The organism is uncultured Psychromonas sp. (assembly GCF_947489755.1).
In the GTDB taxonomy this organism is placed as follows: domain Bacteria; phylum Pseudomonadota; class Gammaproteobacteria; order Enterobacterales; family Psychromonadaceae; genus Psychromonas.
Window position 1 is genome coordinate 42,277 of sequence record NZ_CANLFB010000025.1, and the last position, 16,158, is coordinate 58,434.

At 37.4% G+C, this 16,158-nt stretch carries 12 protein-coding genes; 5 read left to right on the plus strand and 7 right to left on the minus strand.

Annotated features, from left to right (window positions below):
- Positions 1–116: 116 nt before the first annotated feature.
- A complete protein-coding gene (locus tag Q0794_RS13680) occupies positions 117–1,835 on the plus strand; it encodes an L-lactate permease (RefSeq protein ID WP_298942818.1) in 1,719 nt (572 codons plus the stop codon).
- A gap of 300 nt (positions 1,836–2,135) precedes the next feature.
- Entirely contained in the window at positions 2,136–4,985 is a 2,850-nt protein-coding gene (locus Q0794_RS13685) for an FAD-binding and (Fe-S)-binding domain-containing protein (RefSeq protein ID WP_298942820.1), read from the plus strand.
- 476 nt (positions 4,986–5,461) lie between these two features.
- Here the strand turns inward: Q0794_RS13685 and Q0794_RS13690 are convergent, their stop codons facing one another.
- Complete coding sequence (locus tag Q0794_RS13690; protein WP_298942821.1) at positions 5,462–6,625, minus strand: alpha/beta fold hydrolase; 1,164 nt, start codon at positions 6,623–6,625, stop codon at positions 5,462–5,464.
- Between the two features lie 547 nt (positions 6,626–7,172).
- Here Q0794_RS13690 and Q0794_RS13695 point away from each other — a divergent pair.
- The gene (locus Q0794_RS13695; RefSeq protein WP_298942822.1) at positions 7,173–8,390 is read left to right on the plus strand and encodes a DegT/DnrJ/EryC1/StrS family aminotransferase; all 1,218 of its coding nucleotides are present in this window, start codon (positions 7,173–7,175) and stop codon (positions 8,388–8,390) included.
- Between the two features lie 290 nt (positions 8,391–8,680).
- Here the strand turns inward: Q0794_RS13695 and Q0794_RS13700 are convergent, their stop codons facing one another.
- The 3 genes from Q0794_RS13700 to Q0794_RS13710 form a co-directional block, all read right to left on the minus strand.
- Positions 8,681–9,274, minus strand: a complete 594-nt coding sequence (locus Q0794_RS13700; protein WP_298942825.1) for a uracil-DNA glycosylase family protein — start codon at positions 9,272–9,274, stop codon at positions 8,681–8,683.
- A 169-nt stretch (positions 9,275–9,443) separates the two neighbouring features.
- Positions 9,444–9,872, minus strand: coding sequence for a hypothetical protein (locus tag Q0794_RS13705; RefSeq protein WP_298942827.1), 429 nt, complete (start codon positions 9,870–9,872; stop codon positions 9,444–9,446).
- A gap of 558 nt (positions 9,873–10,430) precedes the next feature.
- Positions 10,431–10,625 carry a hypothetical protein gene (locus Q0794_RS13710; protein WP_298942828.1) on the minus strand — a complete coding sequence of 65 codons (195 nt, stop codon included), beginning with the start codon at positions 10,623–10,625 and terminating at the stop codon, positions 10,431–10,433.
- A 397-nt stretch (positions 10,626–11,022) separates the two neighbouring features.
- Between Q0794_RS13710 and Q0794_RS13715 the strand changes: the two genes are divergently transcribed.
- Together Q0794_RS13715 and Q0794_RS13720 are read left to right on the plus strand one after the other, a co-directional pair.
- On the plus strand, positions 11,023–12,240 hold the full coding sequence (locus Q0794_RS13715) for an MFS transporter (RefSeq protein ID WP_298942830.1): 1,218 nt from the start codon (positions 11,023–11,025) through the stop codon (positions 12,238–12,240).
- Positions 12,241–12,569: 329 nt separating this feature from the next.
- Positions 12,570–13,943, plus strand: coding sequence for an endonuclease/exonuclease/phosphatase family protein (locus Q0794_RS13720; protein WP_298942832.1), 1,374 nt, complete (start codon positions 12,570–12,572; stop codon positions 13,941–13,943).
- Positions 13,944–14,510: 567 nt separating this feature from the next.
- Here the strand turns inward: Q0794_RS13720 and Q0794_RS13725 are convergent.
- The 3 genes from Q0794_RS13725 to Q0794_RS13735 form a co-directional block, all read right to left on the minus strand.
- Positions 14,511–15,017, minus strand: coding sequence for a hypothetical protein (locus Q0794_RS13725; protein ID WP_298942834.1), 507 nt, complete (start codon positions 15,015–15,017; stop codon positions 14,511–14,513).
- A 69-nt stretch (positions 15,018–15,086) separates the two neighbouring features.
- Entirely contained in the window at positions 15,087–15,602 is a 516-nt protein-coding gene (locus Q0794_RS13730) for a transposase (RefSeq protein WP_298942836.1), read from the minus strand.
- 167 nt (positions 15,603–15,769) lie between these two features.
- Positions 15,770–15,916 carry a hypothetical protein gene (locus Q0794_RS13735; protein ID WP_298942838.1) on the minus strand — a complete coding sequence of 49 codons (147 nt, stop codon included), beginning with the start codon at positions 15,914–15,916 and terminating at the stop codon, positions 15,770–15,772.
- Positions 15,917–16,158 lie beyond the last annotated feature (242 nt).

A 16,158-nucleotide genomic window follows, 5' to 3' on the forward strand; every position in this document is an offset into this window, starting at 1 on the left:
TCGTCACAATCCATTAACAAATGAGCAACAACAAAAACAAAGAAAGGCGAGTCAATGTCACTCTGTTTTTAACCATGGTTATGGGACATAACAATCGTATAGAAAAGGAAAAATAGATGAACAGTACGTTACTTGCAATAATTGCATTTTTACCAATAGTGATGGCGGCAATCTTATTAGTTGGGCTAAATTGGCCGGCCAAAAAAGCAATGCCAGTCGCCTTTGTGTTAACAGCAGTCATCGCTTTCTTTGTTTGGGATATGTCTTCAACACGTATTATTGCCTCGTCCTTACAAGGCTTGCTTATCACAGTGTCAGTTTTATGGATTGTATTCGGTGCTATTTTCTTACTCAATACGTTAAAGCATACCGGAGCCATTAATGTTATTCGTACAGGTTTCATCAATATCTCGCCTGACCGCCGTATTCAAGCGATCATCATCGCTTGGTGTTTTGGCTCATTCATTGAAGGCGCATCAGGATTCGGTACTCCGGCGGCAATCGCAGCTCCTCTACTTGTCGCCATTGGTTTTCCTGCATTAGCAGCGGTGGTTATTGGCATGATGATTCAATCAACACCAGTTTCATTTGGTGCTGTTGGCACGCCGATCATCGTTGGCGTGAATAAAGGTCTCGATACTCATAACATTTCAGAGGCATTAGTCTCTGGTGGATCAACATGGGATATTTACTTACAAGAAATAACCAATAATGTCGCTATCATTCATGCAATTGTTGGCACCTTCATACCAGTATTAATGGCAATGATGCTAACCCGCTTTTTTGGCAAGAACAAAAGCTGGACTGAAGCATTAAACATATTACCTTTTGCCATTTTTGCGGGCTTAGCATTTACAGTGCCTTATGCATTAACAGGTGTTTTTCTTGGTCCTGAATTTCCATCGTTAATGGGTGGTTTAATCAGTCTTACTATTGTTGTTGCTGCCGCTAAAAAAGGATTCCTTGTACCTAAAAAGACATGGGATTTTGAAGATGAAGCGAAGTGGCCGAGTGAATGGTTAGGTTCACTTAAAATGGAGCTAAAGGACAGCCTTTCCAAAGTAGCTCAGAAAAAAGAGATGAGCCTTGCATTAGCTTGGGTACCTTATTTGTTGCTTGCTATTATTTTAGTGATTAGCCGTGTGAGTGCTGAATTTAAAGACTTCTTAAAAAGCATAAGTTTATCATTTAGCAACATTTTAGGAGAAACAGGGATCAGCTCTGCTATTGAGCCGCTTTATTTACCCGGTGGTATTTTGGTCTTTGTTGCGCTACTGGCTGTTTTATTACAATCACGCAGTTTCAAACCGTTAAGCAGTGCCTTTAAAGAATCAAGCAAGACATTGATAGGAGCAGGTTTTGTATTAATATTTGCCATTCCTATGGTGCGAATCTTTATTAACTCCGGTATTAACAGTGCTGATTTAGCCAGTATGCCTGTCACTACTGCTAATTTTGCTGCAGACCTTGTCGGTGATCTATTTCCAGCACTCAGTGCCTCTATCGGTGCATTAGGCGCGTTTATTGCCGGATCAAACACCATTTCAAACATGATGTTTAGCCAATTTCAATTTGAAGTGGCACAAACGTTAGCGGTTTCAAGTACAGCAATGGTCTCACTTCAGGCGGTTGGCGCAGCGGCAGGTAATATGATTGCTATTCATAATGTCGTTGCAGCATCCGCGACTGTGGGTTTATTAGGTAGAGAAGGAATCGTTCTACGTAAAACCATCATCCCTACTTTCTACTATGTCGCTGTTACCGGCATTATTGGTTTAATTCTTATTTATGGTTTTAATATTAGCGATAGCTTGATGCTTGCTCAAGGAAAATAATAACAAGAAAAAAGTAATTTAAACAATAGCTTACGAAATAACAAAGTGAGCGAAAGCATATAATTGTACTGCTTTAGGTAATAAAACTAAGTCAGTACATTTTAACGAATGGCCATTAATGATTAATAATTTGCAATAGACCATTCAATTTTAATCATTGAACCTAAGCAAACCACAAAATATAAAATAACATACAACGAATATTGTCTTAATTTTTAATCTGTTTAACGCCATCGACATTCATATTTATGGCATACACCTTATGAGTCAATTCGTTGCAATTAACATTGAGGATCTATAATGAAAAACAGTGAACAACCTTACCAACAATTAAAAGAAATGTTGTTGCAACATATCGATGAAAATAGAATTTTTACCGACCAAGCATTACGACTTGCTTACGGTACGGATGCAAGCTTTTACCGTTTAATTCCTAAGATGGTATTACGTTTAAAAAATCTTGATGAAGTCATTTTTACTATTAAAGCCTGTGGCCAACTGAACATCCCTTGTACCTTCCGGGCGGCGGGCACCAGCCTTTCAGGACAAGCAGTATCAGACTCAGTATTAATTACCTTAACTGATGATTGGCGAGGGCATGAAATCCACGATGATGGGCATAAAATAACACTGCAACCTGGCGTTATTGGCGCAGATGCAAATAAATACCTTGCTTCATTTGGGCGTAAAATCGGACCAGATCCTGCTTCTATTAATGCCTGTAAAATTGGCGGTATTGCGGCTAATAATGCGAGTGGTATGTGTTGTGGGACCGCACAAAACTCTTACCGTACGATTGATAGTATGAAGTTGGTTTTTTCAGATGGTACATTACTTAATACCGCAGATAAATACAGCATAGCCGCTTTCTCGTTGAAGCAACCAGAATTAATTTCAGGCATTGAAGCACTATGTGCAGACGTTGCCAATAACACTGAATTAACAGAACGTATTAATCATAAATATCGTCTTAAAAATACCACTGGATATTCACTTAATTCATTAGTTGATTACTCAGACCCGATTGAAGTGATCAAACATTTAATGATTGGTTCAGAAGGCACACTCGGCTTTATTGCTGAGATAACTTATAACACTGTCATTGAACACCCTCACAAAGCGTCTGCATTAATCGTGTTTAATAATATTGAAGAAGCGAGTAAAGCGGTTACTGCGTTAACAAAAGAGCCAGTGTCAGCAGTAGAAATGATGGATGGCCGAGCAATGCGCTCAGTTGCAGATAAACCAGGCATGCCTAGTTTCCTTGAAACGTTGGATTTACAGGCTGGCACCCTCTTAATAGAGTCTCGTGCAAGTGATACGGCGCAATTAGATCAACAATGTCAGGCCATAATGCAAACGGTCGCTCAATTTAACGTCATAGAGTCCGTCTCTTTTACCACCGATGCGACTATGGTGGCTACATTATGGGGCATTCGCAAAGGTATGTTCCCAGCCGTTGGCGCAGTAAGAGAAGTCGGCACAACTGTGATTATTGAAGATGTCGCTTTTCCTGTTGAGCATTTAGCCGCGGGAGTACTTGATTTACAAGCGCTATTTGAACAATTCAATTACCACGAAGCCATTATTTTTGGTCATGCGCTTGAAGGTAATTTACATTTTGTATTCACGCAAAGTTTCGACACGCCAGCAGAAATAAAACGTTATGGCAATTTCATGGATGCCGTAGCGCAGTTAGTCGCGGTTAAATATCAAGGTTCATTAAAAGCAGAGCATGGAACAGGCCGTAATATGACGCCCTATGTTGAACTAGAATGGGGTAAAGACGGCTATGCTTTAATGCAAAAAATTAAAGCATTGTTTGACCCGCGTGGCATATTAAATCCAGGGGTAATTATTAATGATGACCCTATCGCACACCTTAAAAACCTAAAACCAATGCCTAAAGCAGATGACTTGATTGACCGCTGTATTGAGTGTGGTTTTTGTGAGCCGGTATGTCCTTCAAGAACGCTCAGCTTGTCACCTCGTCAACGTATAGTGTTGTATCGAGAACTACAGCGTAGAGAACATAATAACGAGACTGAAGATGCAAAAGCATTACGAGATGTTTTTGAATATCAAGGCATAGACACTTGCGCGGCAACAGGATTATGTTCAGAACGTTGCCCAGTAGGTATCAACACGGGTGATTTAGTTAAAAAATTACGCACCAGTAAATATAAAAAATTCACACCTATTGCCCGTTGGACAGCAGACCATTTTACTGCCACTACCAAAATGGCATCAATGGGGCTTAAAGTCAGCAGTGTCGCTCAAAAAACCTTAGGCAATAAAACCGTCGCGAAAGTCACGAATAAAGTACGTAGTTTAAGCGCAGGAAAAACACCAATGTGGATGCCTGAAATGCCTACGGCTAATACGCATAAAGTGAGCAGCACTTTTGGGCAAAATGAAGCAAATAAAGACAGCAAAAAAGTTGTTTATTTCCCATCGTGTGCAGCTCGCACCATGGGACAACAAGCTAATAATAGTGATAGTCGTCCATTAACTGAAGTGACAGAATCATTAATTAAAAAAGCAGGCTTTGATATTATCATTCCAGATGCTTTAACAGATCAATGTTGCGGAATGCCATACGACAGTAAAGGAATGAGTGAACTTGCATTGCAAAAATCTCAGCAATTAGAAGCCGCACTATGGGAAGCCAGCGAGCAAGGTAAATGGCCTATCTTAATGGATACCAGCCCTTGTGCAAAACAAAGCATTGATAAATTTACACATTCTATGGAAGTGTTAGAGCCTACAGGATTTGTCCTTAAATACTTACAGTCACACCTACAATTTTCGCCTATCAAAGAAACGGTGATGTTGCATATTACTTGTAGTGCTCAACGAATGGGATTAGAAAATAGCATGCTGACATTAGCTAAATCCTGTGCAAGTGATGTGATTGTACCAGAGCATATCCAATGTTGTGGATGGGCAGGCGATAAAGGCTTTACCACGCCTGAATTAAACGCTGCCGCCGTACATACACTAAAAGATCAAGTGCCTGACCATTGTACACGAGGGTTTAGTAATAGCCGTACCTGTGAAATTGGTCTTTCACATCATAGTGGTATCCCTTATCAATCTATTTTATATCTAGTTGATGAAGCAACGCATTACACTGCTACTATGAAATAGCTGATTTGATTAATAGATAAAAACAACTCACTGGATGCTGTCTAACTTTTGATGAATGATAGTAAAAAGTGAGAATTTAAAAAAAGTGAGTTGTTATTTTTCTATGGAGATTATATTGAGTAACTGACTATTTATGTGGACTATAGACTGTCAATGCATTCTCCAAATAGCACGAATGAGATGATAAAAATGAGCTAGTGACATACACAAACTTAATATACTTTGCCAGTAATACCGATTATCCAAAAAGTTTATTGTTTGTCTGAGGTGTTTATATGAAGTATTTATATAGTGTGTTTACGTAATGCATTCGAATAGTGTATTCAATTAATTGATTCATCAATAGTTTCAACCTTATTAAAACGATTGATGAGCCATAACAACCATCTCCTTACATGTGTCATCACGTAACTAAACTGTATAATTGTCGTCCGCAACTATCAAAAAACACCTTTTTTCAGTCAGTTTTATTGAAACTAACCTTCACTGTGCATCACTCTATCTAATTTTTCCATGCTTTGTTCAAAATAAGGATTATAAGTTAAGCGAGCAAGTGTTTTACCTTTCTCTGCCCAACCGTAAGAAGAAAACCACACATCATCATCCTGTTCACAAGACGCTTCTTGTTCTTTAGTCTGTCCGTTATTACATATAATGATATTGCCTTCTACGCCATATTCAACATTATCAGGAGAAAACAATAATCCCATGTGAGAGCTATTAACAATGTTTAGATCGGGGCGATCCATACTGAACCGAGTGGCATTAGGGATTAACAAATCATTCTCACCTAACCATATCAGTTGGTTGTTTTCATTGGTAAATTGTTTTTGAAATACGTTAGTGGGAAATGCAGTATCAATAACACTATCGCCTTCACTCATCATCATGAAAACAGGCTTATTGTAAGTGACGTCTTCCAAATCAGCTTGGACCGTTTTTACAGTATCGTAATAAACAGCAGCACCATGCATTGGCAAAGAATTATAACGCGTATAATTCGTTTCAGGATCTTGATCCGCCCATGTCACCAAATAACTAGCGAGGCTAGCCCACTTTACAACGGATGAATCCGGTTTAAACGCAGGAGAAAAGAGCAACAACCCTGCTATATCGTCATCATTTAATGCCTCAGATGTCACCAAGTTTGCGCCTGTCGAGTAGCCACCTAACCAAAGCTTATTTGAATTCGATTTTAATAGTGCAATATGGTGATTCACTACCGCTTGCCAATCTTCCTCTGTGGGCAACATTAAATCCCCTGGTTTACTACCATGCCCGGGCAGCAGCACTGTTCTGACGAGGTAACCTTGTGCAACTAGATGTTGTGCTACGTCTGTAAACGAATAAGGTGAATCACCCAAACCATGCACTAACAGTACTGCGTCTCCATTTGGGTTTTCAGGTATTAATTCAAAAGGAAGGTTCGCTTGTAATTCTTTTTCAATATCATTGCTTTTAAAGACTCGATTATCCAATAACCACAGTTTTGTTTCTTCAATGTATTGTTGAAAATTGTGCTGAGAATAATTGGGTAGTGATTCAGACACTTGATAATTAGGATCAATAGTTGATTGACTACAAGCAGTTAATAAAACAACAGTACTAATGAGAGTGTAACGGAAGAAAGATGAAATCAAATTGGTGTCCTATTAAAATTCAGTGAGTAAAAAAAACAAAGTAAAATTGATCATGAATAATTCTGGTGAGCAAACATTTTAGACATATCAGCAAACTATTCCCTTTTTAATACTTAATCATATTGAGTTTAAAGTAGGAAAATATTAGCAAAATCAATAATAAAACACTTAACTGACCTTGTGACAATTTCTATTTTTAAATACGAACTGAAAGATTTAAGGGATCAAAAGTAGATAATAAAGTATCAAGTAAATAGGAAACCGTACTTACATTTTCCAAATAATGAATAATCACACTTATCCAACTATGCGCAGTTCATAATACACATTAAATCAAAAGCTAATCCTACTGATTATTCATTTGCTCATTCAAATAAACTGAACATTAAATTTTTAAACAATGCTAATTTCAAAACTAGATAATTTAACTGGCTCCATTATAAGTATGTATTGGAACTAAAGTAATGATGACTGAATACGCTATGGTAGGTATTCGAACTGTCATCTTTTCAGATGAATAAATAGTTATTTCAAGGAGCTTTATATCATGTCTTTTCTAAAATCCTTCACTCAACAGGAAGCAATTCCTGATGAAGGTATCCAAGCGGCAATAGAGGTAATGAAGTCAGGAAGATTACATCGATATAATGTAAACCCTGGAGAAAAGAGCCTAACTGATCAACTTGAGCTTGAATTCAGCCAATACATGGAAGTTGATAATTGTTTAGCTTGTGCTTCCTGTGGTTATGCTTTGCATATCGCATTAAAAGCACTAGGTATAAAAGATGGCGATAAAGTACTTTGTAATGCTTTTACACTAGCGCCTGTTCCAGGGGCGATAGATAATGCCGGTGGTATACCTGTGTTGGTCGATATCGATCAAAAACTTTGTATTGATTTAGGTGACTTAGAAAATAAAGCACGTATTAGCGGTGCCAAATACCTATTACTTTCACACATGCGTGGGCATATTTCTGATATGGATCTTGTTATGCAGATCTGTAAAGACTTTAATTTATTACTCATTGAAGATTGTGCTCATACTATGGGTGCCAAATGGAATGGAAAAATGAGTGGTAGCTTTGGGGATGTCGCCTGTTTCAGTACACAAACTTATAAGCATATTAATTCAGGTGAAGGCGGATTGCTAATTACTCCTCATAGCGAGGTTATAACTAAAGCTATTATATATTCAGGATCTTACATGCTTTATGAAAAACACTATGCCGCGCCTGATAAAAAAGAGTTTGACGCTATTAAGTATACAACCCCAAATTATAGCGGTCGTATGGATAACTTGAGAGCGGCAATATTGTTACCACAATTGAAATCACTCAATCAAAAATGTATTAGCTGGAATGAGAGATATCATTCTATGCATCAAATTTTCCAATTAAGTCCCCATATTGAGTTAATAGTACGAGATGCCAAAGAGCAGTTTGTTGCTAGCTCTATACAATTTTTTGTCCCCACTCTATTGCCAAGTGGTTTTCAATCGCTTATTGACCAATGTGAAGCGAAAGGAGTTACTATTAAGTGGTTTGGTGACAGTGAGCCGAGCGGTTATACCAGTAAGTATGATAGTTGGCATTACCTTAAAGACCAAACCCGCCTAGAATCTACAGAGCATATTTTAGGAAAATTAATTGATATCCGTATTCCCCTTACCTTCACTATTGATGATTGTATGACCGTAGCAGAGATTGTTAGCAAAGAGGTTGAAATTATACTCGGCAGCGCAGACTCAGAACCTCAATCGACTTAAAAAACATTAAACGAGTGGCACTATATATTCATTATTTTAAGGTCGGTTATTAATCAAATAGTATTTAAACCAGAGATGATATCGCTAATAACAAAAATGAAAAATAAGAATATCCATACGAATCTGATGGTGTCATCTCACTCTAAATTTAGTCACTAATTATGGGGCAATCAAGTAAGTGTCTAGCAAAGCCAACCTTTTCCTATGAACCTGCTAGCCATTAACTGCCGGAGTTAATAGTGTTAGTTTAAATCGATGCTTGGTTTACTTTTTTAGAACCTCACACAGATTCATAATGATGGTAGCAGTATTTTATGAACCCTACTTTTTAATACTGTTATTACCTCTGCTTCAAACCAAGGATTCTTTTTTAACCAGATATTATTACGCGGGCTTGGGTGCGGAAGAGGCATAACGTCCTCTCCATAAGCGGCCCAATTTCTGACTGTTTCGGTAAGATTTTTTTCTCGGCTCGGTAAATGCCATGCCAAAGCATATTGCCCAATGATAAGTGTAAGCTGAATCTCTGGCATCGCTTCAAGTAACTTTTTACGCCAAGTCTCTGCACATATCGGTTGAGGCGGTAAATCACCTGACTTCCCCTTTCCTGGATAACAAAAAGCCATGGGTAATATTGCGATTTTTTGTGAGTTATAAAAAGTGTCTTTATCAATCCCCATCCATTCTCTTAATCGGTCGCCACTCGGATCATCAAACGGAATCCCTGTCGCGTGGACTTTTGAACCAGGTGCTTGCCCTGCAATAAGAATTTTTGCATGTTGATTAACTTGTAACACAGGGCGAACACCCTCTTTCAAGTTAGGTTCGCAAATGGCACAAGCACGCACCTCTGTTAATAATTGATTGAAATCTTTTATTTTCATAGTTTGCTACAAATCCGTTTATAAAATAAGTAAGCGATTAAAAATTTTGGCTTTGAAAGGATGAGCCACAATAAAGATTTTCTAACCTGAATCTCTTATCGTTAATAAAAAATCTAGTCAATTAAACATTCTTTTTGTTAAAAAAGTAAACCATTAAAACTTGTCAGTCTTAATGACAAAATTCGAACCGTGATTGTGTTTTACTTAACCCTTTTGTCACTATTTTAGCATGATGAATTATTTGTTCTGTAACATCAAAAGCAGCACCGACACCCGCAAAATATAAATCATTTCCAGACTGACAAAAAGCAATTAAAATGGGCTGACCAACCTTACCAAGAGATTCTTCAATATCCATCACAGCGATAAAAGTAATTAACTCAGGAAGTTCACCTCTTATTGGCGTGTTTACTTGTGCTTGAATAGTAACAATAGATTCATGATTTTCTGCTTTCACTATTTTTGAATATTTTATCGGTGTCACCACCGCAGAATAAGGCGTCTCAGACAGCGCCTCTGAAAGACCTTCTAATAAGGTTGAGGCATGAGCATTAAAGCCAAGAACTGCCATCAAAAAAACAAAAATTAATACTTTCATTTGCACCAGACCATTGGAAACTGACGATACGATAACTCATTACTCAGCCAGTTTATTTTAATAAAGAGTCACAATAATTTACATTTAATAGACATTCAATAAGTTATTATATTTTTCATTAACTGATTGATTAATTTGAATCATAAGTAACTTTTTGAAAGTAATAGGCAAGAAAATTTATGGAGAAATAAGATATTCATCAACTGGATTATTGTTCGAGTTTTATCTGCATGGAGAACAAGCAGGTAATGATTAGACATAATAATGTCAACACAAATATTGATGTTAAAGGTTGAGGAATGTTAATGCATTGGTTCAAAGACAAATGACGTCGATGTTCAAAGGACTTTTCTGTGTATTTAACTTCACCGCACAAATAAGAACGTCAAATATAATGATAAACTTGATACTTGGGGCGTTCGAGATTGAGCCATAATAAACGATCTGTGAGCATGTAAAACGGCATCATAATAAGCGTGGTTGATGATGAAGATCGTTCAAAGTTGATGAAAGCTCCTAATGACTAGTTAGCTTTCAATTCAGTCAATAAATAACTAATTACAAACTATTGTTGCGTTTATCAATTATCTGTTGAGCATGGGCAACAACAGATTCCATAGAGAGCTCAGTCGCTAGGTATCTAATACGGTATAGTGAGATAGTAGGTAAGTCTTCAATAGGTTGTTCGAGCAAAGCTTTAAGTTGATTTTTATCACTGTTTGGATTGCTATCTTGGTTGTTTAAACCCGTCATATAGAATTAGTTCCTTGTATTATTAAAGTAGTTCCCTTAAAAGGGTATGGGTAGTTTCCTTGAAAACGACATAAAGAGCAATATTAATAATACTCTTTTAAATAATATATTTATTGCTTGAACTAAAAACCTAAAAAGCCACATCGATGCGAAGACCGCTAGATGTACTTAATATTAGCCCAACATATTGATATTCCTTATCCAACTACAAATATCCGTCACAAAATATTGCATATTCAGACACCTCTTTAGTCACATTTACCCTTGTTATTTTTTAATGGTTAATACCGTTACATTCTATCCATTGACACGTTATGATAAATGAATAGCACTCCCAAGCTTGCTAATTTCCTTACTTTACTTTCAATTTCATCAAAAAATCCGAGGTTAACCCGCTTTGACTAATCCTTTAAGTGATCATAACAATCAACCTTCTACGACTTTACCATCATTAAAACCGAATAATTTATTAGTCTATGTCATGGCCATTGCTTGCGGGTTGGCTGTGGCTAACCTTTATTACGCACAACCTTTACTGCACACATTAGCAAATGTGTTTGGCACGTCTATCGGCACCACAGGGCTGATTATCACCATGACGCAGCTTGGATATGTATTGGGCTTAGTATTAATAGTCCCACTTGGCGATCTACTTGAACGACGTCGTTTAATTACCATTGTCACAGCCGGTACTGCGATTGGATTAGCTGGTGCAGCGATGTCGACTAGCATTGGTATGTTTCTGTTTTCCTGTTTAGCGATTGGTTTAACGGCTGTTGCAGCACAAGTATTAGTCCCCTTTGCTGCAGTGTTGGCAGAAGAAGGGCAACGTGGAGCAGTGATTGGCCGAGTTATGTCTGGCTTGTTATTAGGTATTTTATTAGCAAGAACAGTATCAGGAGTCATTGCTGATAATTATGGTTGGCAATCTGTGTTTTGGTTTGCAACATTTAGCATGCTAGTTCAAACGGCCGTTCTATGGAAAATATTACCCCAAAGTCGCGGTGAAATGCGTTTATCTTACCCGGCGTTAATTGGTTCAATATTTCATTTATTACGTGATGAACCTTTATTAAGACGACGAATTGTTTATGGAACGCTAGGGTTTGCATCCTTTAGTGTATTTTGGACTTCTTTAGCCTTTTTGCTTGCTCGTCCTCCTTATAATTACAGTGATTCATTAATTGGGTTGTTTGGTTTACTTGGCGCAGCAGGTGCTTTGAGTGCAAGTTTTGCAGGCAAACTTCATGACAAAGGACATACCCGCATGGGAACCGGATTATTGTTGTCATTAATCATAATTGCTTTTACGGTCATGGGCTTATTCAGCACCCATCTTATAGTAATCATGATTGGGGTAGTGCTACTGGATGTAGGACAGCAAGGTTCACATATCTTAAATCAAAGTGTCATTTATACATTAAACCCTGCCGCAAGAAGCCGCATTACCACAGCCTATATGACCAGCTTTTTCTTCGGTGGCGTAGTAGGTTCAGCCTCTGCGGGATATGTGTTTGAGTTTGGTGGTTGGTCTGGTGTCTCGTTACTAGGTGGCTCTTTTGGTGTCGTTGCTTTTTTATATTGGTTAACCGAATTTAGAACCAAAACGGAGTAACTCACTAACAGCTTTATTACGATAATAATAAAATGTATCCAAAAATCGAGATTAGCGTGATGCGTTAACATATCTACCTATTAGTAGCTAAAGCAACATGAGCAACAGGTAAATGATCCATTAAGAGTCATCAATGTTTATAGGAGCACCCTTTCATTATTAACTAACTAGTTAATTTATTAAGCATTTTTGTAAACTTATTTTGCCTTTTTTTTAAAAAGCTGTCTAAATGGTCAAGTAAAGTATTACTGTAATAATAAAATTACATAATATGGTTTACACCCACCATTCATAAATAAACTACAAAATATAGATATTGGAAGGTAAAAATGGAACTTTTAAAAACCGCGGCAGCTGCTGCTATTTCTGTTGCTTTATTAGCAGGTTGTAATGATGACAGCAATACCACAACATCAACTGATGTAAGAGTCGCTACTTACAATTTATCATTTGATCGTAATAGTTATGAAGATCTTGTTGAAGAAATGCAAATAACCAAAGCCGAACAAGATGCATTAATGACAAAATGGTTTGCAGGTGAACTGACCGATGAAGAACTTGCAACTACTGAAAAAGTGATTCAAATTAAAAATGTCGCCGCTATTATCCAAACTGAACGCCCAGCAGTATTAATGATGGGGGAATTTAACAATGATGGATTAGGTGAAAATGAAGAAGCTATTGAAGGCTTTAAAAATAACTATTTAGCCGTTTCTCAAAATGGATTAGGTGCAACTTCTTCAGAAGAAGATTTATTAGCACCTATCAGCTTTGATTATGCTGAAAGCTTCTCAACGAATACCGGTTTACTAAGTGAATTTGACCTTGATAGAAGTGGCACTGTTGCATTACCTGGTGATGCTTGGGGATTTGGGTTTTATCACGGGCAATATGCTTTTGGTCTATTATCTCAATACCCTATCGACACCGATAATATTCGAACATTCCAAACCTTTAAATGGAAGGATATGTCTGGAGAATCTAATCCAACAATTACTAACTGTGATGATGAGAACAACCCAATTCCTGAAGGATTAGCCTGTGGCGATGAATGGTATACAGAAGCCGCTTGGGCAGCTAAACCTTTATCATCTAAAAACCATGTAGATGCGCCTATTATCATCCCTACCGCATCCGGCGATAAAACGATTCATTTATTATTATCGCATCCAACACCACCAGTATTTGATACGGTGACTGAAAATAATAAATTGTTAAATAGCGCTGAAATTAAGTTTTGGGATGATTATATAAGCAATGCAGATTATATTTATGATGATCAAGGCATAATCGGCGGACTTGCTGACGATGCTTCATTTATTATCATGGGCGATCTTAACGCTGATCCTGAAAATGGAGACGGTTACCTTGAATCCATTCAAAACTTATTAAGCCATCAACGAGTTAATACGGAGGCAACAACAGGTACTTATGTACCTACTAGTGTAGGTGCGACTGAATGTGTGGACACTGGAGATTGCAATGAAAATACATACCCTGAACGTATCACAAGTACCTTCAGTTTACGCGTTGATCATATTATTCCGTCGACAGAATTATCCGTTATTGGTTCTGGTGTTTTCTGGCCAGCCTCTTATGAAGATGGCCGTTTATTAGTTAATGATGAACGAGTTGGTAACTACGGTGATGGTAAAGATCTCTCTTCAGATCATAGATTAGTGTGGATAGATGTAGCGCTTTAATTCATTACAGTTAATGTACGCGTAATGCAATAAAACAGATTAGGTAATAAACATAAAGGTAAACAAGCAGGACAGCCAGTAATTTTTATGTCACCTAAAGCACTAAACGATTTTAATAAATACTCCCAATTGGCAGTATTTATTAAATTTCCTGTTTGACTTGTTTCAGAACGTCAATTTTATTGGCATTCAAACTCTTTCCACCAATCATTAATATCGTTATAACTGCCTAAAAATGCAGACATCCATCGATTTAAACCATCAAAAACAATCCTATTTTCATTATTAAAACGGTAACCTAAAAATTTTGATAGTAGAAAATCATAAATTAAGAGAGGTTTTACGCAAATAATGGTTTTTTCAGGTGCGCAAAAAGGCGGACATCCATCGATTTAAAACATTAAAAATAATCCTATTTCTATTATCAAAACGGTAACCTAAAAATTTTTGATAATAGAAAATCATAAATTAAGAGAGGTTTTACGCAAATAGTGGCTTTTCAGGTATGTCTGATTTTAGCCACTGCTAATAATGTGTTTATTTTGTTTTAAACAAAAAATACGCGACTTAATGTAGCCGTAATTGATTTTTACTGGCTATCCAACGTTTGCCTGTGTTACCTGCATAAGCAGCTAATGCTTCTAACGAGCCCACCGCTCCGTGATAATCTTTTCCAAAACTACTCGCCAGTGATAACCAAATATCATTTTCTAATCCTAGTTTTGATAATAACCTAGGCCGTTGGCTTGAAATAGCCCCTCGTTTATCCTCTCGAATAATACGGCCACTCCAATCGACAAGCTCGATGTAATCTAATAGTGAAAATGGAATACCCTGCATATCATTTTGATTTTCATCACCAATAAAGCCAAACAGTGGTTTCTGATGATATAAATCTGACGATTTTTCTTGTTGTTGAGCAACACCAACTTTTTTGCAAGGTAATAGGCGTTCATAAGCTGATGTGTATTCTGAGCTTTCAACGCTAGCAGCCATTTTGGCGCGGATTGGATTTAGGTCGACATAAGCCATGCAGGTTAATAGTGCATCTTCATCTAATAGCGCTTGCCTCATGATTTATAAGAAAGTAAAGCGTCCTTCCCACTAATTTGTAGGGAAAAAATTAGAACAGCTTTAGCTGGCCTAAAGGGTGAGTGCCATGGATGGCAGCGAATAAAATCGCCCTGAGCAGTTATCTTCTTTATTGGCTTTACGCGCAATAAATTCATTTAAGCAGCGCATAAACCATGAGATATCAGCTAATCGCCCTCTCCACCCATTAATAATAGTTAATGCTGCTTTATTTTCTGCTTCTGAGGTTGTTTGCTCGGATTGCCAACGCTCAACTAATACAGGTTTTGAATAGAGCTGACACCAACGCTCACAAACTTCTTCATCAGTTAAGCTTTCATTTTGTTGCTCATCGATGTGCAATACGAGGTGATAATGGTTGGACATGATAGCGTAAGCACAGATATTGATATTAAAAAGAGAAGCGAGGTAATGCATTCGCTCAACAACCCACTGACGTCGATGCTCAAAAGACTTTTCTGTGTATTTATCTTCCCCGCACAAATAGGCCCGGCGAACACAACGCGAAATACAGTGGTAATAAGGTGTATCAGATAATGATACTTGTGATTGGCGAGATTGAGTCATAATAAACTACCTCTTAAATACAAAAATATGCATTTATAAAAGATAGTTTAACGATGGCAATTATTCAAATAGATGGCTGTCCAAATCTTTTGATTGTCCGTTTAAAGAAAGTTCGAGTAACATCGAGAATTGTTGACACATTTCCGAACGACCAAACAAATTTTCATCTACCAATGAAGCGATTTTGATGGAAGTTTACGCACTCCAGATAACTTTTGTTTCCGTATTACATTGACGATATCTTGTTGCATAGGATTAGCAACTTGTAAAAATTCATCTGCCGACATGTTTTCAGCTGGGGATATCTCTCTCATTAGAACTCCTACCTACGAATAGCAATATAACGCCGCAATAAGCGGACTAAAAAAGTGGGTTATAATGTGTAGCGAAGCGAAACGTAACCCACTGTTTTAGTTCCGTTTAATTGCCTTGTTGAACGAAGCCGCTGTGCGGCAGAAAAATAAAATACCAATAACGTTCATACTTATATTTATATCACTTTTCGGTGATATCTAATAGGAGTATAAGACATGAACACTTCAGAGCAACAACACTT

Coding starts and splice junctions, on each gene's coding strand:
- Q0794_RS13725 (WP_298942834.1), bottom strand. CDS start 15,017: ATGAGGCAAGCGCTATTAGATGAAGATGCACTATTAACCTGCATGGCT.
- Q0794_RS13735 (WP_298942838.1), bottom strand. CDS start 15,916: ATGAGAGAGATATCCCCAGCTGAAAACATGTCGGCAGATGAATTTTTA.
- Q0794_RS13720 (WP_298942832.1), top strand. CDS start 12,570: ATGGAACTTTTAAAAACCGCGGCAGCTGCTGCTATTTCTGTTGCTTTA.
- Q0794_RS13685 (WP_298942820.1), top strand. CDS start 2,136: ATGAAAAACAGTGAACAACCTTACCAACAATTAAAAGAAATGTTGTTG.
- Q0794_RS13680 (WP_298942818.1), top strand. CDS start 117: ATGAACAGTACGTTACTTGCAATAATTGCATTTTTACCAATAGTGATG.
- Q0794_RS13710 (WP_298942828.1), bottom strand. CDS start 10,625: ATGACGGGTTTAAACAACCAAGATAGCAATCCAAACAGTGATAAAAAT.
- Q0794_RS13730 (WP_298942836.1), bottom strand. CDS start 15,602: ATGACTCAATCTCGCCAATCACAAGTATCATTATCTGATACACCTTAT.
- Q0794_RS13705 (WP_298942827.1), bottom strand. CDS start 9,872: ATGAAAGTATTAATTTTTGTTTTTTTGATGGCAGTTCTTGGCTTTAAT.
- Q0794_RS13695 (WP_298942822.1), top strand. CDS start 7,173: ATGTCTTTTCTAAAATCCTTCACTCAACAGGAAGCAATTCCTGATGAA.
- Q0794_RS13700 (WP_298942825.1), bottom strand. CDS start 9,274: ATGAAAATAAAAGATTTCAATCAATTATTAACAGAGGTGCGTGCTTGT.